This is a genomic window from Aquibium sp. ELW1220 (assembly GCF_030398385.1).
GTDB lineage: Bacteria > Pseudomonadota > Alphaproteobacteria > Rhizobiales > Rhizobiaceae > Aquibium.
In genome coordinates, this window is sequence record NZ_JAOAOQ010000018.1 from 71414 (window position 1) to 94047 (window position 22634).

Consider the following 22634-nt stretch of genomic DNA (forward strand, 5'->3'; position numbering starts at 1 on the left):
GACCGCGCAAGGGCGGCGGTCCGGGGAGGGGAGGGGCGACAGCGCCGCCCGGACGCGCGTTCATGGCCGCCATGGGCAGAGGGCGGCGTAGTCAAGGGACGAGAGAAACGGACACAATCGGGCGGCGCGCCGCCCCGGTCAGCTGGTGAGTTGTGCCAGCCGCTTGACGGCGAGCTGGTTTCCGGCGGCCGCAGCTTCCTGCAGCAGCGTCTTCGCACGCTGCGGTTCCTTGTCGATGATCAGGTTTGCGAGCGCGAACTGCGCGTAGGATATGTCCTGGGCTGCCGCCTTTTCGAGATAGGCTCGGGCCTTGACCAGATCCTGCGGGACATCCGTTCCCGTGGCATACATCTCGCCGACGCGATACTGGGCCCAGCCGATGTTCTGATCGGCCGCCTTGGCGAGCAGGGCTGCACCGCGCGCGGTATCCTTCGGCACGCCATTGCCGTCCATGTAGAGCACGCCCAGCTGGTACTGCGCCCAGCCATTGTTCTCTTCCGCAGCCTTGGCGAAGGCCTCCGCGGCGGCCGGAACGTTCTGGGCGACGCCTTTTCCATCCAGCAGCATGGTGCCGTACTTGTACTGGCCCCAGTGGCTGCCCATGTCGGCGGCGCGCTTGTAGTAGCGGGCCGCCAGCGCCTCGTTCTTCGCTCCGCCCTGCTTCATCAGCGTGTCGCCGGCCTGGAACGCCTGCCGCGCAGCGAGGCTGCTGTCGTCGTCCATCTTGGTGGCCGCGTCGATGGTGCAGGCCGTGAGCACACTCAGCAGCAGCACGTCGATGATGCGAATCCGTCTGCGCTTCATGCGATAGAAGTCCTGTTCATTGGTCCCAGACCGGGATGAAGCGAGTATAACATCCGGTTGCTCCGCCGACTAGGTCAGTGTGCCGACGGCTTGACCATTTGCACGTTCCTGGGCGCTGCCGCCTTGTCGACGATCACGCCCCCGTCGAATGCCGGATAGACGAGCGGCACGATCATCTGCGGCGCGGCGATCGTGACGCGCACGGGAGTGGACGGCTGATCCGTGGCGATGCGAGAGCCGGACGGGTTCGGGGTCGCGAGAATCAGCGCGACGGTGAGGCCCGGCACGGCGACATAGCGGTTGCCGAACGGTGCGAAGACAGGTGCGACAAGGTTTCCGAACCGGCCGAGCGCCCCGGTGACGGCGAGCGCCAGGCGCCGCAGCGACGGGAACATGTCGCCAAGGCTGTCCAGAATGCCGACGAAGCGGATGAGGCCGTAGCTGTAGAGCAGGATGTTGACGATCGGGATCACGGCCCCGGAATATTCGCCGTACATGACCGCCTTGGTCGCATAGGCGAGCATCAGCATGAGGACGCCGAGGTTGAACAGCAGCGCGTAAGGCGGAACGTAGGTCCGCTTCGAGACCTTGGGCGTGCGGACGAAGCTTCCCTTGCGCCCGGTGACCATCTGCAGGATGGACGCCAGGATACCGGCGAAATTGACGGGGAGCAGCATGAGGTTGAGGGCGCAGACGCCGAACAGGTCGCCTGCCTTGTAGCCCAGGCGGCGCAGGTCGAGCATGTAGAGCGCGAAATAGGGCAGCATGATCACCGGCGTCCACAGGATGCCGCGCGCTTCCGCGCCCGCCCAGATCATCAGCATGAACACCGCGACGTTGCCGACCACGGGCGACAGCAGGTAGTGCGTCCGCAGCACGAGTTCCGGGAAGCGGTTCAGTCGGTCCGGCGAGCGCAGGTATTGCCGCACCAGATCCGGCAGGATGATCAGGCCGCCATTGGCCCAGCGCTTGCGCTGGATGGCGAGTGCACCGAAGTCGGCCGGGGTGGCGCTGTAGGCCAGTGGCACGAAGTGATTCTGCACGCGCCATCCCTGCTGCAGCAGGTCGATGGTCGAGCCGGTGTCCTCGATGACGGTCTTGTCCTGGATGAAGATCCTGACCGTCTTGCCGTCGTCGACGCGCGTCTTGGCAATGGCCTCCAGTGCGGAGAAGCGGATCAGGGCATTGGCCCCGACCCAGAAGGCGGCATCGAACCAGCTGGAGCCCTGGTGGACGAGGTACTGGATGTCGGTGGTTGCGCCTGCAATGCGCTCGACGGGCGCGTCGCCGTTCGGGAAGGTGAGGTAGGGGGTCTGGGCGACGCCAGCGCGCGGATCGGCTTCCAGTATGTCGACGAGCGTGGCGACATACTGATTCAGGATCACGCTGTCGGCGTCGAGCGTCAGCACGTAATCGGGCCGTGGCACGTCGACGTCGATCTCGGACCCGATTGCCGGCTCGAGGCTGGTCATACCGTTGCGGTGGACCCGGACGTACCGGCCGCCCATCAGGCCGATATAGGCGTTGAGGTTCATCGCCTTGTTGGGGGCGTGCGACAGGTTGGCGAAGCTCTTGCGCTGAAAATGCGTAACGTCGTCGCAGACAAGCAGGGCCAGGCGGGCATGCTCTGCATCCGCATCGGCGAGCGTCAGATCCGCTGCGGCCAACCTCTCGGCGCGGCCGCGATAGCGTGCGGCGACGTCACGGACGATCCGCTCGACCACGAAGCCGTCGACATGCAGGAAGTCGTCGGATGTCTCGGCCTCCAGGCGAACGGCGAGCCCGTTCAGCCAGTTCACGGTATCCCGGTATCCGTCGGCGAGGCGTCGCGCTTCGCCCGCCGGATCGAAGGTACCGGCCGTCTTGCGGGCAAGCCATGCGGCGTGCTCGGCGCGGCGGCGATCGCCCTGCTCGCGCAGCCAGCCGGACACCTCGGCAATCGCCGACAGCGTGGATTTCAGTCCGGTCTTGTCCGCCGGGGAATCGTCGACCAGTACGACGACCCGCCGATTGGCGTATTCGGCGAGCGCCGCCGACAGCACCGTCGCGATCAGCACCCGTCGCTCCTCGCGATAGGTCGGGATCAGGATCGAGACGGAGGGCGCTTCCGCTTCGGCCCGCCAGGGGATCTCCGCGGCGGACAGATGCTGAAGCTCTTCACGGCGCCGGGACGCGCCGAAGCGGTTGAACTGGTAGGCGAGGCTGCAATAGAGCAGCATGACCAGCATCGCATAGTAGAAGATGATGTCGGACCCGGTCATGCGCAGGGTGCCGAAATGGTAGGCGGCGAAACCCGCGAACATGGCGATCGAACTGGCGATGGCGAGCTTGATGCCGGTCGATCCGATCGTGCGGCGCTGCTCGGCGATCCAGGATGCGACTGCATCGCGAAGCGCAATCCAGGCCGCCCTGAGGCGGCCCAGTATCCTGGAAGGCCACTTGATCCTCCCCACGCCAAGGGTTTCCGTCCCATTGGACACGGGTGCAGTCGCTTGTGCCGTCGTTCCAGCGTCCATGACGTTACCCCGAATGTCTACCGTCATGATGATCGCCGTTCCGGTTCCCCGATCAGAAGTTGACGCTGAACTTCGCGCCGCCTGCGTTGATCGTGGTGTCCTGGCCGAAGGCGCCCTCGTAGAAGATCTGCAGGGTGCCCATGTCGCCCTTCAGGATGTCGACGCCGGCCGAGACGGTCCACAGGACGTCTTCGGAGGACGTGCCGATGGTGAAGGCCGTGGCGGCGTTGCCGTCGGCGTTGAAGACGCCGGTCAGCGCGTAGTCGTTGCCGGTGTAGAGGCCGACGCCGCCGCGCAGGTAGGGGCGCAGCAGGATATCCCCGCCGAGTTCGACCTGACCGCCGATCTCGACCGCCGGCATCAGCGCCAGGACGGTGTTGTCGACGCCGTCGGTGCTGACCGAGGCGATGCCGCCGCTTTCGGTGAAGGCGCCGGTCTTCACGTAGGTCACCGAGGCGTCGACCATCGGGCGCAGGTAGAAGCCGCCGGTCTGCATGGTGTAGGCGGCGCGCAGGCGGCCGCTGACGGTGGTCACGTCGGTCTCGCCCGACAGGAGGTCGGTGAAGTTGCCGAAGGCGATGGGCCGCAGCGTGTCGTAGCTGCCGTGCGATGCCGACAGCGACGCTGCCAGCAGCAGCGGCCCGGGCGCGTACTTGACGACCGCACCGGCCGAGAAGCTGTCGCCCTCGCTCGATGCGCCGCCGTCACCGTCGCGGTCGGACGAGCGGTAGCCGATGGAGCCGCCGATCCGCCAGGGCGTGCCGTCGATGGCCATCTGCACGCCGCCCATGATCTCGGTGGAGCGGGTGTTGAAGCCGGTCAGGTCGCCATTGGTGGCCTCGAGGTCGTACTCGCTGTAGACGGCGCGTCCCCAGGCGCATTCGCCCTCGGCGGCGAAGGCGTTCTCGCCGCCGGCCATGCGGCAGCTCAGCATCGCGTCCGAGAAGGTGTCGATGTCCTGCACGGCGGCGATCTGGTCGGCGACGTAGATGTTGGGCGAGAGCTGGTTGAGCGCGTTCTCGCCTTCCTCGACCGAGCCGAGGTTGAGCAGCGCGACCGCGAGCGGCTCGAGCCCGCCGGGGCCCTCGATGCTGGCCTGGATGGCGTTGCCGATCGAGCTTGCATTGTCGCCCATGCCGGCCGGCGAGAAGTCGAAGCCGTCGATCGACAGCTGGACGTCGTTGCCGCTGTTCACCGTGTTGACGCTGGCGAGCACGAAGGGGTTGGTGATCGTCAGCGACTGCTGGGTGACGCCGTTCACCGTGGTGATGATGGTGTAGGTCTCGGGCGTGTCGTTGTCGGCGCTGACGAAGTTCAGCTGCAGGTCGCCGTCCACCGAGGCGGTGTCGGAGACGGTGATGCGGTCGGCGGTGTCGTTGTCCATGTCGACGTCGAACAGCAGCGTGCCGGTCGCATCGTTGACCAGGATGCCGGTCAGCGCCGACGTGAAGACGTTGTCGTCGCCGCCCGGCGACAGCGTGCCCCAGTTGGTGAGGGTGCCCGACGCGATGTTGACTGTGCCGCCCATGTCGAACAGGCCGCCTTCATAGTTGTTGAAGACGTTGTTCCAGGGGCCGAGGAGCACGTTGCCGCTGATCGTGCCGAAGTTGTCGACGGTTGTGTCGTTCTGGGCCGAAACGACCGCATACTGGTTGATGCCGCCGGTGTTGGAGATCGAACCGTAGTTGGTCAGCTGGAGGTCGAGACCGTCGACGAAGCGGACGGCGGCATTGCCAGTCGTGCCGGTCACGCTTGCGTCCTCGCCGACCGTAACCGTCATCGCGCCATAGCTCGTCACGCGAATGCCGTCGAGCGCGCCCGAAATCGTGCCGCCGTCCACCGAGACGTCGATCGTGCCATTGGCGATCGACGTCGCGGCGATGCCATAGCCGGTGGTGGAGGTGATGTCGCCATCGTGGTCGATGTCGATCAGGGTGTCGCCATTGGTCAGGGCGTAGATGCCGTGGTTGACCGAGGTGATGTCGCCGGTCGTGTTGATGTCGGCATTGCCGGCAAGCGCGTTGACGTAGACGCCGTAGCCGCTGGCGTTGATGTCGCCGACCTGTGTCACGGTGACGAGTTCGGTGCTCAGCGTCGTCGCTCGGATACCGTCGCTGCCCGACCAGATGTCGCCGGTGTTGTTGATGGTGACGGAGCCGGCATCCGAATGGCCGAAGATGCCGTAACCGTCCGCGTCGATGTAGCCGACATTGACGATGCCGACGCCATTGTATCCGTTGGTCAGCGCATAGATGCCGTCGCCGCCAGCCTGGATGTTGCCCGTGTTGTTGACCGAGATGATGGCGCTCGTCGACGTCGCGCGAATGCCGCTACCGTCCGCATAGATATCGCCGGACTGCGTGACGCTGACGGTGCCATCGCCGAGGTTCAGCGCATAGATGCCGTGATCGCCCGACCAGATGGTGCCGGTGGACATGATCGTGACGGCGCCCGTGGCGGAATAGCCGTAGATGCCGTAGCCGTCGTCGGTCGAGATGTCGCCGAAGCTGGTGACCGACACAGTGCTGGCGCCCGTCGAGCGGGCAAAGATGCCGTCGCTGTCGGCGGTCATGTCGCCGGTGCTGGTCACCGTCACGACGCCGGTCGCGGAGTAGGCGAAGATGCCGTCGCCGTTGGTCCCGGCAGAGAGATCGCCGATGCTGGTGACAGTGACCGTGGACGAACCCTCGTTCTGGGCGAAGATCGCGTCGGAATCGGACGTCACGTTGCCTGTGGTGACGACGGTGACGGTGCCGGTCGCCGACTGGGCGTAGATGCCGCGGTTGCCGGCATCGATGTCGCCGGTGCTGTTCACCGTCACGACGTTGTTGCCGAGGTTGACCGCGTAGATGCCATAGCCACCGGCCATGAGGTCGCCGATCGAGTCGACGTCGACGACGCCCTGCGAGGAATTGGCGAAGATCGCGTCGCCGCCGGCATCGATGTCGCCGATCGTGTCCACCGTTACGGTCGACGAGGCCTTGCTCTGAGCGAAGATGCCGTTTGTGTTGGCGTCGATGTCGCCGCGCATGGTCACGGTCACGACGCCCTGTGCCGACAGCGCAGTGATGCCGTCGCCGCCGGACTGGATGTCGCCCGTCACTCCGACGATGACCGAAGCGTTGTTCTTGTTCTCGGCATAGATGGTCGTTCCGCCGGACTGGAACAGGTCGCCGGACGCGGTGACCGTCACCGCGCCGTTCGGCGTGTAGGCGTAGATGGCATGGCCGGAATCGGCGCTGATGTTACCGGTCTGGTTCACCGTCACGCTTTCCGAGCCGGTGTTGGCGGCCCAGATGCCGTGATCCCAGGCAGTGATATCGCCGTTGCTCGTGACGAGCACGGCGCCCGCGGTCGCTTCGGCCTGGATGCCGATCCAGCTGCCGGCGATGGTGCCGTCGAATTCGACGGTGACGTCGTCGTCGCTGGCGGAGCCCTTGGTCTGCGCGAGAATGCCGTAGCCGGCAACGTCGATGACGCTGTTCTCGACGGTGACCATGACCGCGCCACCGGCGGCGTAGGCATAGACGCCGTTACCGTCGGCGGAGGTGAGGTTGCCCGTGTGCTCGACCGTCGCGCCGTCGAAGCTGTCGGTCATCGCAAAGATGGCGTCGCCGTAGGAGGAGATGTCGCCCGCCGTCTCGACGGTGACGAAGCCATTGGCGGCATAGGCATAGACGCCCTTGCCGATCTGGGAGGTCACGTCGCCGGTCCAGATGACCGTGGCGGACTCGTTGTTGCCGGTGGACTGGACGAAGATGCCGTCCTCATAGGCCGAGATGGCGCCGGCGCCCGTCAGGTTGGCGCCGCCGTCCGGCGCCTCGACCATGATGCCGTAGCCATTGGTGGACGTCACGTCGCCGTAGTGCGTGGCGGTTGCGTCGGAAGACGACGAGAGGAGGTGGATGCCGGTGCCGGCCGAGGTGAAGTCGCCCGAGCTGTTCACCGTCACGGTCCCGTGCGCTGCGCTCGCGAAGATGCCGCGACCGCCTGCATCGATGTCGCCGGACTGGCTGACGTAGACATTGTCGAACGACGTCGCGACGGCGCTGATGCCGTCGCCGCCGGATTCGATGTCGCCGTAGTTGTAGACGTTGACCGCAGTGCTCGAAGACAGGGCATCGATGCCGGGTCCCGACGAGGCCACGATGCTGCCCTCGTGGTAGATATGGAGATCCGAGCCCGCGTCGTCGTTGCGCGCGCTGATGCCGCCGAGGGTGCTCTCGATGTCGCCGTCGACGATGATAGAGGTGCCGCCGAGCGAGATCGTGCGAACGCCGTAGCCGCCATCCGACACGATGTCGCCGTCATGGGAAATCGTGATCGAGCCGCCCGTGGTGTCGGCATAGATGCCGTCGGCATCGACGGCGATGGTGTCGAACTTGCCGGTGTCGCTGATGATGGTGATGGGGCCGGTGGACTGGAAGTCGATCGCATTGACGCCGGCATTGTCCGGCCAGACCTTGCCGGTGACGTTGTTGATCAGAAGCGTCTCGATCGGGCTGGTCGCCACGACACCGTCACCGAGGAGCCCGGTGCAGGTCTGGATGGTTCCATTGATCGAGCAGGCGGCATAGGCATCCCCGGGTGCGCCGAGTGCCAGGAAGACAAGGCCGAGAGCTGCACCGCCGAGCAACGAATTGCGCCTTGTTGCCGTCCTCCCGCGGGAGAGGCCGGAGGTGAGGAGGGGGCCGCCGTCTTGCTTAACTCGGTCAATCATATCGATTTTCTGCCTCGTCACGGTATGGAATGAGCGTGCAGAATCATGCGCGCCCGGAGCTCTCTTTTGATAGGTACCGGACGCCCGTTTGAACGGACAGCGCACATTGCCGTTCCTGCCCGAAATTTCCCGGTTGTGGCCACCTTGCAACAGTTCCCGACGGCAGCAGCGGGGGGCGCCGCGGAATCGGCTTCCCGGACGTCTTGCAAGCCGCGGCCGGTTGTTCGATAAGCCGTCGCCCGCGGCGCGCGGGTGCCGGAACAGCCTTCATGACATCGTTGCAATTCTCTTCGGGCGATCTGGTCGCGGATCGCCGTGCCGAATATGCCGAAATGCTGCTCGCCGATGGCGACGCTGCGGCGGCGGCAGGGCTGCTGGCGGATACGCTCGGTCTCGTGCCGGCATGGGCGGCAGGTTGGTTCCGGCTGGGTGAAATGCGCGAGACTGCGGGCGAGCGGGCGGCGGCGGCCGAAGCCTTCGCCGAGGCGCTGCGGCTTGATCCGGCCGATCGCCTGGGTGCCAGCCTCAAGCTCGGGCTCCTGGGGGCCGCGCATGCCATCGATGCGCCGCCGAGCGCTTTCGTCGAGACGCTTTTCGACCAGTATGCCGACCGCTTCGACAAGGCTCTGGTGGAGCGCCTCGCCTATCGCGTGCCGGATCTGATCGCGGAGGCACTGTCGGCAGCCGGCGCGACCCGTTTCGCGCATGTGCTGGATCTCGGCTGCGGCACCGGGCTGATGGGAGAGCGTCTGCGCCGGTGCGCGAGCTTCCTCGACGGCGTCGACATCTCGGGCGGCATGCTGAAGAAAGCCGAAGCCAAGCGCATCTACGACCGTTTGTCGCGGCAGGACCTGCAGACCTTCGATCCGGACGCCTTCGACGCCGGTTCGCCTGGCGAAGCGGCGGCGGCTTCCGCAACGGGGCCGGGCGCTCGCTCCGGCGTGCCCGCGGATCTCGTGGTCGCGGCCGACGTGTTCCTCTACATGGGCGCGCTGGACCGCATCGTGGCCACCATCGCGACGATGCTGGCGCAGGGCGGGCTGTTCGCTTTTTCAGTCGAGCGCCACGATGGCCCCGAGCCGCTGGTCCTGCGCCCGTCGCGCCGCTATGCCCATTCGGAAGCGCCCCTTCGCGACCTCCTTGCAAGCGCCGGCTTCACCATCCTCTCGCTCGACGCACACCCGATCCGCATGGACCGGGGCGAGCCCATCGAGGGGCTGATCGTGGTGGCGCGGAAGGAGAGGGGGGACGCCCATTCGCCGGTGCCCGCGGAGGAAACCGTTCAGCCTGACGACGACAGGCCCGTACTGCCGAACTGAGGGTGACCACCGGCAAGTGCTGCGACCACGCTCTACAAGCAGGTCGTAACAGAGCCGGACTTGATCAGTTCCGGCCATTTCGGTCCGAGAATCTCCCGCGCTGACAGTGCGGACGAAGCATTTGGATCGCCCTCCTTGAACATCTTGATGGCGAACGACTGGTCGTAGTTCCCGGTCGAGATCATCGCGCCGGGCTGATAGGTGGTGGTCGTCGTGATGAAATTCCCGGTGACGGTGCTGCTGGTGTTGTAGCTTCCCGGAAGTTGCGACAGTTGAACGTTGTTCGCGGCAGCCGCATCGAAGATCACGTATCGATCATAGCCTGCCTTGATCGTTTCTATCGCAGCCTGGCGCTGAGCCACACGCGCTGCTCCCGTGCTTCCGCAAGCGGCTTCGGCGCTTGCCTGGACGATTGCAGTGTCTGCGGAGGTCCGCACCGTATGGGTGCCCGCGCATCCCGCGGCCGAAAGCCCGAAACTCAAGACGATCGGGCGCAACAATTTGTAATTATTCATGGAATTCCCGCAAGCCACCGTCAAGGCCGGTGCCGATCACCATGTACGCGCCCTGGAGCGTCTACAAGAGGAATGCCGCAAAGACCTGTTGATCATCGTCCGTCGCAAGCCATCTGCGCACCACCGCGATCACCCTTCCCTCAAACCCTGTTCTGCTTTAGTTCTGTCGTCGTGACAGAACAGCCCGCTTTCCCGCAAGAGACCGCCGCCGCCCCGCAAGAGACCGCCGCCGCGCGTCTGCCCGAACCCTTCCTGCGCTGGTTTGCCGAGCGAGGCTGGGCGCCGCGGGCGCATCAGCTCGACCTGCTCGCCCGCGCCCAGGGGGGGGCGTCGGTGCTGCTGATCGCGCCGACCGGCGCCGGGAAGACGCTGGCAGGGTTCCTGCCGTCGCTGGTCGACCTCGCCGAGCGCGGCAGACGGCGACCGGGCCAGGCGCACCGGGGCGTGCACACGCTCTACATCTCGCCGCTGAAGGCGCTGGCCGTCGACATCGAGCGCAACCTGACCAAGCCCGTCGAAGGCATCGGGCTGCCGGTGACGATGGAGACGCGCACCGGCGACACGCCTGCGCACAAGCGCCAGCGCCAGAAGCTGTCGCCTCCCGACATCCTGCTCACCACGCCCGAGCAACTGGCGCTGCTGATCGCCTCGAGCGATGCCGCGCGGTTTTTCTCGGGTCTGCGCTACGTCGTACTCGACGAACTGCACTCGCTGGTCACCTCCAAGCGCGGGCACCTGCTGGCGCTGGGGCTGGCGCGGCTGCGCGCGCTGGTGCCGCGGCTGCAGACGGTCGGTCTCTCGGCCACGGTCGCCGAACCCGACGCGTTGCGCCGCTGGCTGGTGCCGCAGGACGGGGCCGGCGCGATGGCCGAACTGATCACGGTGGCGGGTGGCGCCAAACCGCAGATCACGATCCTCGAGTCGCGCGAGCGGGTGCCGTGGGCCGGCCACTCGGCACGCCACGCGATGCCCGAGGTTTACGAGGAGATCCGCCGACACCGGACGACGCTGCTCTTCGTCAACACGCGCAGCCAGGCCGAGTTGCTGTTCCAGGAGCTCTGGCGCATCAACGAGGACAATCTGCCGATCGCCCTGCATCATGGCTCGCTCGACGTCGCACAGCGCCGCAAGGTGGAGAAGGCGATGGAGAACAACGCCTTGCGGGCCATCGTCGCGACCTCGACGCTCGACCTCGGCATCGACTGGGGCGACGTGGATCTCGTCGTGCATGTCGGCGCGCCGAAGGGGGCGAGCCGGCTCGCCCAGCGCATCGGCCGCTCCAACCATCGCATGGACGAGCCTTCGAAGGCGATCCTGGTGCCGGCCAACCGCTTCGAGGTGCTGGAGTGCCGTGCCGCGATCGAGGCCAACTATCTCGGCGCGCAGGACACGCCGCCGCTGCTCGACGGCGCGCTCGACGTGCTGGCCCAGCACGTGCTCGGCTGCGCCTGCGCCGCGCCTTTCTCGGCGGACGCCCTCTTCGACGAAGTGCGCTCCGCCGCGCCCTATGCCGCGCTCGACCGCGACAGCTTCGACCGTATCGTCCAGTTCGTGGCCACCGGCGGCTACGCGCTGCGAACCTACGAGCGCTATGCCCGTATCCGCCAGACGAAGGAGGGGCTCTGGCGCGTCAGCCATCCGCGGGTGGCGCAGCAGTACCGGCTCAACGTCGGCACGATCATCGAGGCGCCGATGCTCAACGTGCGCTACGTCCGGTCGGGCCGCGGCTCGGCCGGGCGCGGCGGCCCGGTGCTGGGCAAGGTCGAGGAGTACTTCCTGGAGACGCTCGCTCCCGGCGACACCTTCATGTTCTCCGGCCGGGTGCTGCGCTTCGAGGGCATTCGCGAGAGCGAGGCCTTCGTGTCGAACGCCACCGGCGTCGACGCCATGGTTCCCTCCTATGCAGGCGGCAAGTTTCCGCTTTCGACCTATCTCGCCGACCAGGTGCGGGCGATGCTGGCCGACCCGGCCCGGTGGCAGGCGCTGCCCGACCAGGTGTCGGACTGGCTCCGGCTGCAGCGCGACGTGTCGGCCCTGCCGAAACGCGACCAGCTGCTGGTCGAGACCTTCCCGCGCGGGCAGCGCTTCTACATGGTGGCCTATCCCTTCGAGGGCCGGCTGGCGCACCAGACGCTCGGCATGCTGCTCACGCGCCGGCTGGAGCGGGCTGGCGCGCGCCCGCTCGGTTTCGTGGCCAGCGATTATGCGCTGGCGATATGGGGCCTCTCCGACATGGGAGGCATGGCGAAATCCGGCGAGGCACCGCTGGCGCAGCTCTTCGACGAGGACATGCTGGGCGACGACCTCGATGCGTGGTTGGCCGAGAGCTGGCTCCTGAAGCGCACCTTCCGCAACTGCGCCGTGATCGCCGGACTGATCGAGAAGCGTCATCCGGGACAGGAGAAGACCGGCCGGCAGGTGACGGTTTCGGCCGACCTGATCTACGACGTGCTGCGCAGCCACGAGCCCGACCACATCCTGATGCAGGCCACGCGGGCCGATGCCGCGACGGGGTTGCTCGACGTGGCGCGGCTGTCGGATATGCTGTCGCGGATCAAGGGTCGAATCATGCATAAGGACCTCGACCGGATCTCGCCGCTGGCCGTCCCGATCATGCTGGAGATCGGCAAGGAATCGGTGAATGGCGAGGCGAGCGACACGCTGCTGGCCGAGGCGGCAGACGACCTGATCGAGGAAGCGCGGGGACAGATGACCGGACGGGCCGAATGACGATCGCAGCGCGCATCGAAGGCGGATCGGCCGTCGTCTGCGTCGCGGGCGAGGAGGCCGTCTGCGATCCCGCCGGCGCGCTGTTCCTGCCGGCGCACGGGCTGCTCGTGGTTTCCGACCTGCACCTGGAGAAGGGCGCGGCCTTTGCGCGGCGCGGCGTCATGATGCCGCCTTACGATACCGCCGCGACGCTCGCCCGACTGGCGGTCGTGGTGGAGGCGTGGAAGCCGTCGGCCGTCATCAGCCTCGGCGATTCATTCCACGACGTGACCGGTGCGCGCGACATGCCGGAGCCGTTCCGCGACCGGCTGAGCGAAATCATGCAGGATCGCGACTGGTTCTGGATCGTCGGCAACCACGATCCGGAGCCGCCTGCGGGGCTGCACGGCCGGACCGTGCGCGAGATCGCGGTGGGCAGTCTGCTGTTTCGTCATGAACCGGCAGCGCGCGCCTGCGACGGCGAGGTCGCGGGGCATTTGCATCCCGGCGCGCGCATCGTGCGGCGCGGGCGCTCGGTGCGGCGGCCCTGTTTCGCGACCGATGGCCGCCGACTGATCATGCCGGCCTTCGGCGCGCTGACGGGCGCGCTCAACGTGCGGGACCGCGCCTTCGCCCGGCTGTTCGACTGGGCCGCCTTCCGCGCCTACATGCTGGGCTCGGACCGGGTCTATCCGGTGGCCGGAAAGATGCTGTCGCCCGGCTGATCTCAGGCGGTGGCCACGAAGGCCAGAACCATCGCCGCCACCACGAGAACGGTCAGCAGGATCCGCAGCCGGCCGTACCAGCGCGGTGCCATCCCGGCATGGGCGGCGAAGTTGTCCCAGGCGCCCTGTGCCGCGAAGGCGACAGCAAAGAGGGCGAAGGCATAGGGTACGGGCGCGTACACGGCGGCCCAGCCGACCAGCGGCGGCACGCAGCTCGCGATCAGGTCGCGCGGGCTGCCGCCGTTGCGGAACACCATTCCCAGCCCCCAGCGGATGCCGCCGAGGAAGGACAGGATGATCGCGCAGTAGCTTTCGAGCAGCGCCAGCGTGGGCTCCCGCGCCGGATCCGCTGCATCGATGCCGACAAGCCACAGCACGAGGACGAGGATCGGCACGTATCCGAACAGGGCGAGGAAGCGGGCGGTCCGCTCGGTCTGCGCTTCCTGTCCGGCGTGTCGCGAGGGCTTTTCGTCCATTCTCAGTCCCGCCTGAAGATCACGCGCCCGAGCCAGCCGATGACGATGGCGAGCAGCACGGAGATCACGCCGTAGGCGAAGCCGTTGGTGTTGGCGAAGCGGAAGAGCGTCTGTTCGAAGCCGGCTTTCTGGATCGCCAGCTGTGCCGAACTCTCCTTCACGAAGATGCCGTTCTTGAACAGGAAGGCGCGCGCCTTGTGGGTTCCGACCGGCACGTTGGGCGCCAGCCGCAGGCTTGCCCGGAACAGGCTCTGGGTGAGGAACTGCACGCCGCTGATGTTTTCGGAATAGAGGCCGCTGGTGCGCTTGAGACCGCGCAGCGCCGCCTCGAACTCGTCGATCTTCACCGGATCGCCCGTCCGGTCCAGCGGCGCGATGTAGATGTTGTCGGTGCCCAGTGCCAGCTGGCGGAAATTGTTCTGGTCGGTGATGTCCTGCAGCGCCCGCGTCGTCGCCACCGAATAGGATGCCGGCGCGCTGACGAAGGTCTCCGAATCGGTGTTGATCCAGACGCCGAGCACCCGTTCCTTCTTGCGCACCACGATCGGCCGCATCGGCCCTTCGAGGACCACGATCACGTCGTAGCGGCCCTGCCGGTTGATCAGCGGGTCGGCATTGTCGAGCGCGCCGAAGATGGTGAGGTCGGCGCCCGAGAAGTCGGAGGTGATGGAGATCCGATCGGTCGAGAGACCGATCTGGATGCTTTCGACGATGGCGGCGGGAACCTGTTGCGGCGCCGGCTCGGCGGGGGCGGCCGGCACGGCTGCGCCCGGCTGCTGCGCCTGCGCGCCGGCTGCAAGGCAGCCGAGAAGCAGGAGCGCCGTCGCAAGACCGGTTTGCCGTGCGGCCATGGCTCAGAGCACCACGAGGGGCGAAAGCGAGTAGATGTTCGGCGGTCGGACGAACAGATCGAGCGCCAGGCGGATCGCCACCGCCAGGACCAGCAGCGCCAGCAGGGCGCGCAACTGTTCGCCGCGCAGCTTCTGGCCGGCCTTGGCGCCATACTGCGCGCCGGCCACGCCGCCGACCATCAGCGCCACCGCCAGCACCACGTCGACCGTGTGGTTGGTCGCCGAGTGGATGATTGTCGTGTAGGCGGAGGTGAAGATGATCTGGAACAGCGACGTCCCGATGACGACGTTGGTCGGCACCTTGAGCAGGTAGATCATGGCCGGGACCATGATGAAACCGCCGCCCACGCCCATGATGGAGGCAAGGAAGCCGATGGCCGCACCCAGCACGAGGACGGGAATGACACTGACGAACAGCTTGGAGGCGCGGAAGCGCATCTTCAGCGGCAGCTTGTGGATCCAGTTGTGCTGGCCGGGCCGGCGCAGGCCCGTCGTGTCGCCCTTGCGCGCGGCGCGCAGCGCGTTGACGCTTTCCACCAGCATCAGGGCACCCACGGTGCCGAGAAGGCCGACATAGAGGAGCGAGACGAAAAGGTCGAGCTGGCCGAGCTGGCGCAGCAGCTTGAACACCCAGACGCCGAAGGTCGAGCCGAAGATGCCGCCGAGCAAAAGCACGGTGCCGAGCTTGAAGTCGATGGTCCCGCGCTTGAAATGCGCCAGCGCGCCGGAGAAGGAAGAGGCGATGACCTGGTTGGCGCCAGTGGCGACCGCGATGGCCGGCGGGATGTTGTAGAAGATCAGGAGCGGGGTGATCAGGAAGCCGCCGCCGACGCCGAACATGCCGGACAGGAATCCGACCGCCGCTCCCATGGCAAGGAGAACGAACAGATTGACCGACATTTCCGCGATGGGAAGATAAATGCCCACCTGACCAACTCGATTAGGTTGCGCTTGGCAACGACCCCGACCCCATGGAGCCTAACACACGGATCATTAAGGGCTTGTTGCGCCCGGAAGAAGGCGGAGTCAAACACCATTCGCGCAGGCAGCTATGCCGTTTGCGTCATGTCGGCGTATCGGCTCCCGTAAGACGCCGGCCGGCGTCCGATCACTTCTTCGCCAGCAGCGTCTGCACCAGTTGGTCGTTGACCTCGCCGGTCGGCGCCATGCCGTTGTCCTTCTGGAAAGCCATGATGGCGGACTTGGTCCGGTTGCCCATGACGCCGTCGGCGGTGCCTGCGTCGTAGCCGTTCTTGTTGAGGATCAGCTGGATCGTCATGACCGCCTTCTTCATGTCGACGCTGGCGGTCGTGCCGGCGCTTTCCTGCCAGGATTCGGGAACGTCGACCATGTTGGCGTCCTCCGCCAGCGGCTTCGGCTTCCAGAGTTCGGTGGCCGCGCGGGCCCTCGCCAGCTGCTCGGGACGCAGCGCGTTGGCGACCTCGTCGCGCTTGGCGGCGGCGTCCTTGTCGCCATCCTTGGCGAGCAGCGCGAACCACTTGTAGGACTCCTCGAGGCTCTGCGGCACGCCGAGGCCCTTGGCCGACAGGATGCCCAGATTGTACTGGCTGTCCTTCACGCCGAGTTCGGCCGCCTTGACGAACCAGCGGGCGGCCGAATCGTTGTCGACCGCGCCGTCGGTGCCCATGGCGAAGAGCACGGCGAGATTGTGCATCGCGCTGGCGTTCCCCTGGGCGGCGGCGAGCTGGTACCAGGTCTTGGCCTTCGCGACATCGCGCTCCACGCCGATGCCCTTCTCGTGGAAGTTTCCGATTCGGTACTGGGCCGGCGCGAATCCCTGCTCGGCGGCGCGCTCGTACCATTTCGCCGCGGTCGCCCTGTCGGCTGCCACGCCGCGGCCGGAATCGTAGCGGTTGCCGATCTCGAACATCGCCTTGGGGTCGCCGGCATCGGCAGCTTCCCGCAAGGCGAGCGGCCCGGCTTCGACCGGCGCCGCTTCGAAGCCCAGCGATGCCACCTCGTCGCTGTCGACGTCCGTCGTGTCGATCGCCTCCGACGGTGCGTCCTCGACGACGTCCACCGGAGCATCCGGTTCGATATTCTGCGGGATCGAGGCCGCAGACGCACGCGCCGGCGCGGACGCCTTCGGCGCGGCAGGGGCCGACTGGCTCACCGTCCGGACAGCGTCCGGCCTGGGCGCATCGACCTCGGGGGCCGACGGCGCCGACGCCACGAGTGCGGTCTCGGGCGCGGCGGTCGTGATCGGTGCGGCCGGCACGTTCGCGACGCTTACGGCGTCGGCGAAGAAGGCCTTGCCGAGTTGAAGCCCGGCCAGCGCCATCATGATCGCAGCCGCGGCCATCAGGATCGGCTTGCGCTTGGCGCGCAGGAACTCGGAGGGGCTGAACTTGCGCTTGGCGCCGTCGGCGCCTTCGGCCTGGCGGAAGCTCTGCGCTTCCGCGGCAGCGGCCTGGGCGGCGCGCCTGGCGGCGGCGATGAAGTCGGCCTTGCCGGTCGCGCCGGCGTCGGGGGTGCCCGGGTTCGCGGCACGCTCGTCGCGCACGCGCCGCATGATCGCGTTCAGGTCGGGCGCGCCCGACCCGGGCTCCAGCGGCTGGTCGACGACGGCAGTGTCGAGCGGCTCGTCCAGACCGGCCTCGGCCATGCCGGCGAGCACCGGCTCCTCCTGGACGGGCCGTTCCGCCTTCGCCGCGCGACGCCCCGAGAGCGCGCGCGCAAAGCCGCCGAGCAGCGACTTCTTCGGCGCATCGCCCGCCTGCTCGTGGCCGGCGGATGAGACGGCAGCCTGGGCGGCGGCCTTGGCGGCGACGTGGGGTGGCTGGGGCCGAAGCACCGGTGCAGCGGGAATGGCGGTCGACGCCGAGAGCGCCGCGGCGGACGACGCCAGCGGCATCTCGTAGGCAGTCGGAGACAGCGGCGGCACACCGGCAGCATCGATCCTGCTGCGGTGGGCGGTGGCGTTCTCGGCGTTGCGGACCTCCAGCGAGGCCAGCCGGTCGACGACCTTCAGAAGCGTGTCGTGGATGGCCTCGAAGGTGCGGGTGTTGCGCTCGTCCGACTTGCGGGCGAGTGATTCCAGCGTGCGCAACTCATCGGCGAGCGCGCCGGCGTCCTCGTCGTCGATGCCGCTGGCGCGCAGGGAGGCAACCGCGCGCTGCGCTGCTTCCTGCGCCGCCGCCACGATCGCGTCGCGCTGGTCGGCCAGCGAGCGCTCGATGTTGTCGAGGCGCGGCGCGAGCACCTCCAGGTCCGGCATGTCGGTCTGCGGGCGCGACAGGTGGGCGGTCAGCCCTGCCAGTTGCCTTTCGAGGCCGAGGATCAGATGCGGATCGATGTCGGCGACGTGCCGGGAGGTGTCCTCCATGCGCGCCGCGATGGTCTCGAGCCGCTCTTCCAGTGCGCGAAGCGCCATCCCGTTCGGCGCGCTGGAGCGGCCGTCGATGCGGTCCGACAGGTCGGCGAACTTCTCGTCGAGGGCCTGGAGCAGGATCGGGTCCGGGTCGCCGGCGCGCCTGATGGAGTCGTCGAGCCGGTTGGCGATGCTCTCGAGGCGCTGTTCGAAGGCGTCGAGCAGCCGGGGATCGGTCCGGTCGGTGCGGGCGGCGTCGATGCGGTCGGAAAGATCGGCGAATTTCTCGTCCAGCGCGTCCAGCAGGCCCGGCTCGACGGAGGGCCGAGCCTCGAGGCGTTCGGTCATCTCCTCGAGTCGGCGATCCATGTCGCGCATCAGCGCGTGGCCCTGGGCCGTGGCGCGCTCGTGGCGTTCCTCGAAGAGCGCGGCGATCTCCGCGAAGCGCCGCTCGAGGCTGTCGAGCACCCGCTCGCGTTCGGCGCCGGAGGAATCGTTCTCGAGCTTATCGTAGATAATGGCGATCTGACGGCCCAGCCGCTCGATCGCCTTTTCCGGAAGCGCGGCCTGCAGGGCGATGTCCTCCACGCGCCGCGACAGTCCGCTCAGCCGGTCGAGGAGTTCGCCGGAGCCGCCGTCGGCCGACATGTCGTCGATCTGTTGCGCGAGCGCGGAGATGCGGGCCTCGATGCGCTCGAAGGGTTCCGTCGGCATGGTTCGGCCGGAAACGCTCGACGCGACGATGGCGCGCGAGATCTCGTCGAGCCGGTGCTCGATGGTCTCGAAGGAATCGACCGGGTTGCCCGCCTGGCGCGAAAAATGGTCGACGGCGCCGGCGAGCGTGCGCACTTTCTCGTCGAGCGAACGCAGGGCGCGCGAATCCGGCAGGTTGCCGATCGCCTCGCCGATCTGCTCGAGGCGTTCCGTCAGCGCGGCGATGGCCGGATCCTGCGCGACCCGCGCGTCGGCGCGCTCCTCGAAGCGCGACCAGCGGCTGTCGATCGAACGCACGGTGTCCTCGCGTGCGAGTTCGGCCAGCGTCGCGCGCACCTGTTCCATCTCGGAGCGGAGCATCTCGAGCCCGCGGTCGTCGCTGCGGTTGGCCATGGAATGGATCGCGCGCGAGAGGCGCTCCATTTCTGCGGCCAGTTCGCGGCCCTCCGCGGCCGCCTGGGGCGGCGTGGGAGCGGCGGTGCGGCCGAGATCGTCGCGCAGGGCGTCGAATTCCTTGCGCATGCCCGATGACATCTGCAGGCGCATGTCTTCGCGCAGCGCCTTCAGTTCGTCCGAGAGGCTGGAAAGCGCGTTGGCGCCTGCGGCCTGTTGCCGCGAGCGCTCGATCTCGCGGCGCAGCGAGCCGAGGGTATCGGCGCCCTCGGCGGCGCGCCGCGGAGCGGGTGCAGGCTCGGCCGCGCGCGGCTCCGGGCGGTTCTGACGCGGCGTGCGCGGCTCGGTCGGCGCGACGGCGTCGGTCAGGCGGCGGGCGCGGCGATCTTCGCCGTCGGAGGAACTGCGCCCCTGCTGCATGCTGCCGAAGCGGGTCTCGAGATCCTCGAGCGTGCGGTTGAGGTCTTCCAGTGAGGCATGCGCCCGACGCTGCCTGCCGGCATTCAAGGTGTCGAGAAAGGACCGGTTGCTGCTCATCGAAAGGCCTGTTCGTAAGGATTTCCCGAGACTTTTCCCGGAGTCGCATGGATGGCACGAAGCGCCGGTCGGACCGTCGTCATCGCGCAGGCTGCGTCTGGATTGGCGGTCATCGCGCCTGGCCCTCTCTTCGGTGCAGACAGCCGTGGGGAACGCGAGACAGGATACCTACGGGAAATCGACGCCCAACCATTCGCCCAACGTGGTAAACAAGCCGTTAACCATGCTTAAGATTTCGAAGGGAACGGGCTGCGAACCGGGCCTTACGCAGCGATACCCGTTTCGATTTGAAACAGTTTGTATCCAAACTTGAATTGCAATCCGCCGCGCGGATCACTAACTGCGCGCCCATGCAGAGTGGCCGGGTGTCCGTGAACGCCTTGCGGCCGATGTTTCAGATTATCTGAACGAAGAAGAAACTGGCCCAAAGGGCCCCGATTGCGTGCGCCGAGCGGCGGCCGCGCCGAAGGAACCACTGAACATGATGAAGACCGTCTCGGCCATCGAGGCCATGGCCAACGCATCCGAAGCCTTCTCCGAGTCCGACGATGAAATGCTGCGGATCGGCGACATGGCCAAGGAATTCGACGTATCGCTGCGCACCTTGCGCTTCTATGAAGACAAGGGGCTGATCCATCCCAAGCGCGAAGGCAGCATGAGGCTGTACTCGCGGCGCGAGCGCGCCCGCCTGCGTCTCATCCTGCTTGGGCGCAACGTCGGCTTCTCGCTGCGCGAGGTCAAGCAGATGATGGACCTCTACGACCCGCAGGGCACCAACGCAAAGCAGCTTCGCGTGGCGCTGGAAAAGTCGGAAAAGCAGCTCTCCCGGCTGGAGAAGCAGCGCGAGTCCATCGAGGACGCCATCGCGCAGCTTCGCGCCGCGATGGAGGTCGTACGCGGCTCGCTGGAGGAACGGCAGCGCCAGTCGGCGGCCTGACCGGCTTCATTCTCCTGCATGCGGGACAGTCCCGACGGCGCGCTTCGGCGCGCCGTCTTGCGTTTGGCCATCGAAAAAAGACGCCTCACGCGGAATTGACGTTTACGCAAACGTCAATATTTGCTAGGGCACGCTCCAACGAGATGTGGTCGCCTTCGCACTCGTGGGGCGCCCTTGGATTTCATTCTGGAGGATTCCATGCCCAGCTATCGCGCGCCGGTTCAGGACACGCTTTTCGTGCTCAACGAGGTGCTCGGCTACGAGCGCTATTCCAACCTTCCGGGCTTTTCCGACGCCACCCCCGACGTGCTGGAAGCGATCCTGTCGGAAGGTGCCAAACTTGCCGAAAACGTCATGCATCCGCTGAACCTGTCGGGTGACCGGGAAGGCTGCGTGCGCCACGACGACGGATCCGTCTCCACGCCGAAGGGCTTCAAGGAGGCCTTCGACCAGTATTGCCAGGGCGGCTGGATGTCGCTCTCGGTGCCGACCGAATATGGCGGGCAGGGGCTGCCCTACACGGTGCACTCGGCAGTCGGCGAGTATCTGTCCTCGGCCAACATGGCGCTGATGATGTATCCCGGCCTGACGCAGGGCGCGATCGCGGCGATCCTGGCGCATGGCTCCGAGGAGCAGAAGCAGACCTTCGTGCCGAAGATGGCCGAGGGCACGTGGACCGGCACGATGAACCTGACGGAGCCGCATTGCGGTACCGATCTCGGCCTGCTGCGTACTAAGGCGGTGCCCGCGGGCGACGGCAGCTACAAGATTTCGGGCCAGAAGATCTTCATCTCGGCGGGCGATCACGACATGGCCGAGAACATCGTCCACCTGGTGCTCGCCCGCATCGAGGGCGCGCCCGAGGGCGTGAAGGGGATCTCGCTGTTCATCGTGCCGAAGTTCAAGCTCGATGCCGAGGGCAATCCGGGCGAGGCGAACGGCGTGTCCTGCGGCTCCATCGAGGAGAAGATGGGCATCCACGGCAACGCCACCTGCGTCATGAACTACGACGAGGCGATCGGCCAGTTGATCGGCGCCGAGAATGGCGGCCTGAAGGCCATGTTCGTGATGATGAACGAGGCCCGCCTCGGTGTTGGCCTGCAGGGGCTGTCGGTCGCCGAGATCGCCTACCAGAACGCGGCCAACTATGCCCGCGAGCGCATCCAGGGCCGTTCTCTGACCGGCGCCAAGGCGACCGACAAGAAGGCCGACCCGATCATCGTCCACCCCGACATCCGCCGCAAGCTGATGACAATGAAGGCCTTCAACGAGGCCGGCCGGGCGCTGATCCTGTGGACGGCGATCAAGTCGGACGTGGCGCACCGCTCGGGCGACGAGAAGGAGCGGGTGGCGGCCGACGACCACATGGGCCTGATGACGCCGATCATCAAGGGCGTGCTCACCGACAAGGGCTTCGAGCACGCCGTGATGGCGCAGCAGGTCTATGGCGGCCACGGCTACATCGAGGAATGGGGCATGAGCCAGTTCGTGCGCGATGCCCGCATCGCCATGATCTACGAAGGCGCCAACGGCATCCAGGCGCTCGACCTCGTCGGCCGCAAGCTCGGCGCGAATGGCGGCCGCGCGGTGCAGGCCTTCTTCAAGGAGGTCGGCGATTTCTGCGAGGAGAACCGCTCGAACGAGAAGATGGCGCCGCTGACCAAGCCGCTCAAGAAGGGGCTGAACGACCTGCAGGCCGCGACCATGTGGCTGGTGCAGAACGGCCTGTCGAATCCCGACAATGCGGGCGCCGCCTCGACCGACTACATGCACCTCTTCGGCCTCGTGTCCCTCGGCTACATGTGGGCCCAGATGGCCAGGACTGCGCAGGGCAGGCTCGCCGCGGGCGCCAACGGGTCGTCGGCCTTCTACGAGACCAAGCTGGTGACGGCGCGCTACTACATGGAGCGGGTGATGCCCGAGACGTCCGCGCATCTCGCCCGCCTCTCGACGGGCGCCGAGACGATGATGGCGCTGCCGGCCGAGGCGTTCTAGGTTCGGCGCGCGCCTCTGCGGAGGCGCGCCCGCCCGCCGCTGGACTGTTCAACGTTGAACTTTCTGGCGGATTGGAGTACCGGTCGGGCAGA

Annotated in this window: 13 protein-coding genes; 5 read left to right on the forward strand and 8 right to left on the reverse strand. The window is 67.0% G+C overall.

All coding sequences use genetic code 11. The features are described from left to right. Positions 1-138: 138 nt before the first annotated feature. The 3 genes from N1F91_RS17120 to N1F91_RS17130 form a co-directional block, all read right to left on the reverse strand. Positions 139-804: a tetratricopeptide repeat protein gene (locus N1F91_RS17120; RefSeq protein ID WP_289994130.1), complete on the reverse strand. Its 666-nt coding sequence runs from the start codon at positions 802-804 to the stop codon at positions 139-141. A gap of 74 nt (positions 805-878) precedes the next feature. Then, complete coding sequence (locus tag N1F91_RS17125) at positions 879-3257, reverse strand: glycosyltransferase family 2 protein (protein ID WP_289994131.1); 2379 nt, start codon at positions 3255-3257, stop codon at positions 879-881. A gap of 115 nt (positions 3258-3372) precedes the next feature. Next, positions 3373-7956 (reverse strand): autotransporter outer membrane beta-barrel domain-containing protein, encoded by a 4584-nt coding sequence (locus N1F91_RS17130; RefSeq protein WP_289994132.1) that lies wholly within the window; start codon positions 7954-7956, stop codon positions 3373-3375. 353 nt (positions 7957-8309) lie between these two features. On the opposite strand from N1F91_RS17130, the gene N1F91_RS17135 reads away from it, so the two are divergent. Further along, complete coding sequence (locus N1F91_RS17135) at positions 8310-9359, forward strand: methyltransferase (protein WP_289994133.1); 1050 nt, start codon at positions 8310-8312, stop codon at positions 9357-9359. A 32-nt stretch (positions 9360-9391) separates the two neighbouring features. Here the strand turns inward: N1F91_RS17135 and N1F91_RS17140 are convergent, their stop codons facing one another. Continuing rightward, positions 9392-9874 (reverse strand): hypothetical protein, encoded by a 483-nt coding sequence (locus tag N1F91_RS17140; RefSeq protein WP_289994134.1) that lies wholly within the window; start codon positions 9872-9874, stop codon positions 9392-9394. 237 nt (positions 9875-10111) lie between these two features. Here N1F91_RS17140 and N1F91_RS17145 point away from each other — a divergent pair, with 237 nt between their 5' ends. Together N1F91_RS17145 and pdeM are read left to right on the forward strand one after the other, a co-directional pair. Then, a complete protein-coding gene (locus tag N1F91_RS17145; RefSeq protein WP_289994189.1) occupies positions 10112-12604 on the forward strand; it encodes a ligase-associated DNA damage response DEXH box helicase in 2493 nt (830 codons plus the stop codon). Then, positions 12601-13308 carry a ligase-associated DNA damage response endonuclease PdeM gene (gene pdeM, locus N1F91_RS17150; protein ID WP_289994135.1) on the forward strand — a complete coding sequence of 236 codons (708 nt, stop codon included), beginning with the start codon at positions 12601-12603 and terminating at the stop codon, positions 13306-13308. Before N1F91_RS17145 ends, pdeM begins: the two co-directional genes overlap by 4 nt. A gap of 2 nt (positions 13309-13310) precedes the next feature. Here the strand turns inward: pdeM and N1F91_RS17155 are convergent, their stop codons facing one another. The 4 genes from N1F91_RS17155 to N1F91_RS17170 form a co-directional block, all read right to left on the reverse strand. Next, the gene (locus tag N1F91_RS17155; protein ID WP_289994136.1) at positions 13311-13784 is read right to left on the reverse strand and encodes a DUF3429 domain-containing protein; all 474 of its coding nucleotides are present in this window, start codon (positions 13782-13784) and stop codon (positions 13311-13313) included. A 2-nt stretch (positions 13785-13786) separates the two neighbouring features. Then, on the reverse strand, positions 13787-14635 hold the full coding sequence (locus tag N1F91_RS17160; RefSeq protein WP_289994137.1) for a TIGR02186 family protein: 849 nt from the start codon (positions 14633-14635) through the stop codon (positions 13787-13789). A 3-nt stretch (positions 14636-14638) separates the two neighbouring features. Next, positions 14639-15562, reverse strand: coding sequence for a sulfite exporter TauE/SafE family protein (locus tag N1F91_RS17165; RefSeq protein WP_289994138.1), 924 nt, complete (start codon positions 15560-15562; stop codon positions 14639-14641). Positions 15563-15743: 181 nt separating this feature from the next. Next, complete coding sequence (locus N1F91_RS17170) at positions 15744-19610, reverse strand: peptidoglycan-binding protein (RefSeq protein WP_289994139.1); 3867 nt, start codon at positions 19608-19610, stop codon at positions 15744-15746. A gap of 484 nt (positions 19611-20094) precedes the next feature. Between N1F91_RS17170 and N1F91_RS17175 the strand changes: the two genes are divergently transcribed. Beyond that, on the forward strand, positions 20095-20547 hold the full coding sequence (locus N1F91_RS17175) for a MerR family DNA-binding transcriptional regulator (protein ID WP_289994191.1): 453 nt from the start codon (positions 20095-20097) through the stop codon (positions 20545-20547). Positions 20548-20745: 198 nt separating this feature from the next. Then, positions 20746-22542 carry an acyl-CoA dehydrogenase C-terminal domain-containing protein gene (locus tag N1F91_RS17180; protein ID WP_289994140.1) on the forward strand — a complete coding sequence of 599 codons (1797 nt, stop codon included), beginning with the start codon at positions 20746-20748 and terminating at the stop codon, positions 22540-22542. The last annotated feature ends 92 nt before the right edge of the window (positions 22543-22634 follow it).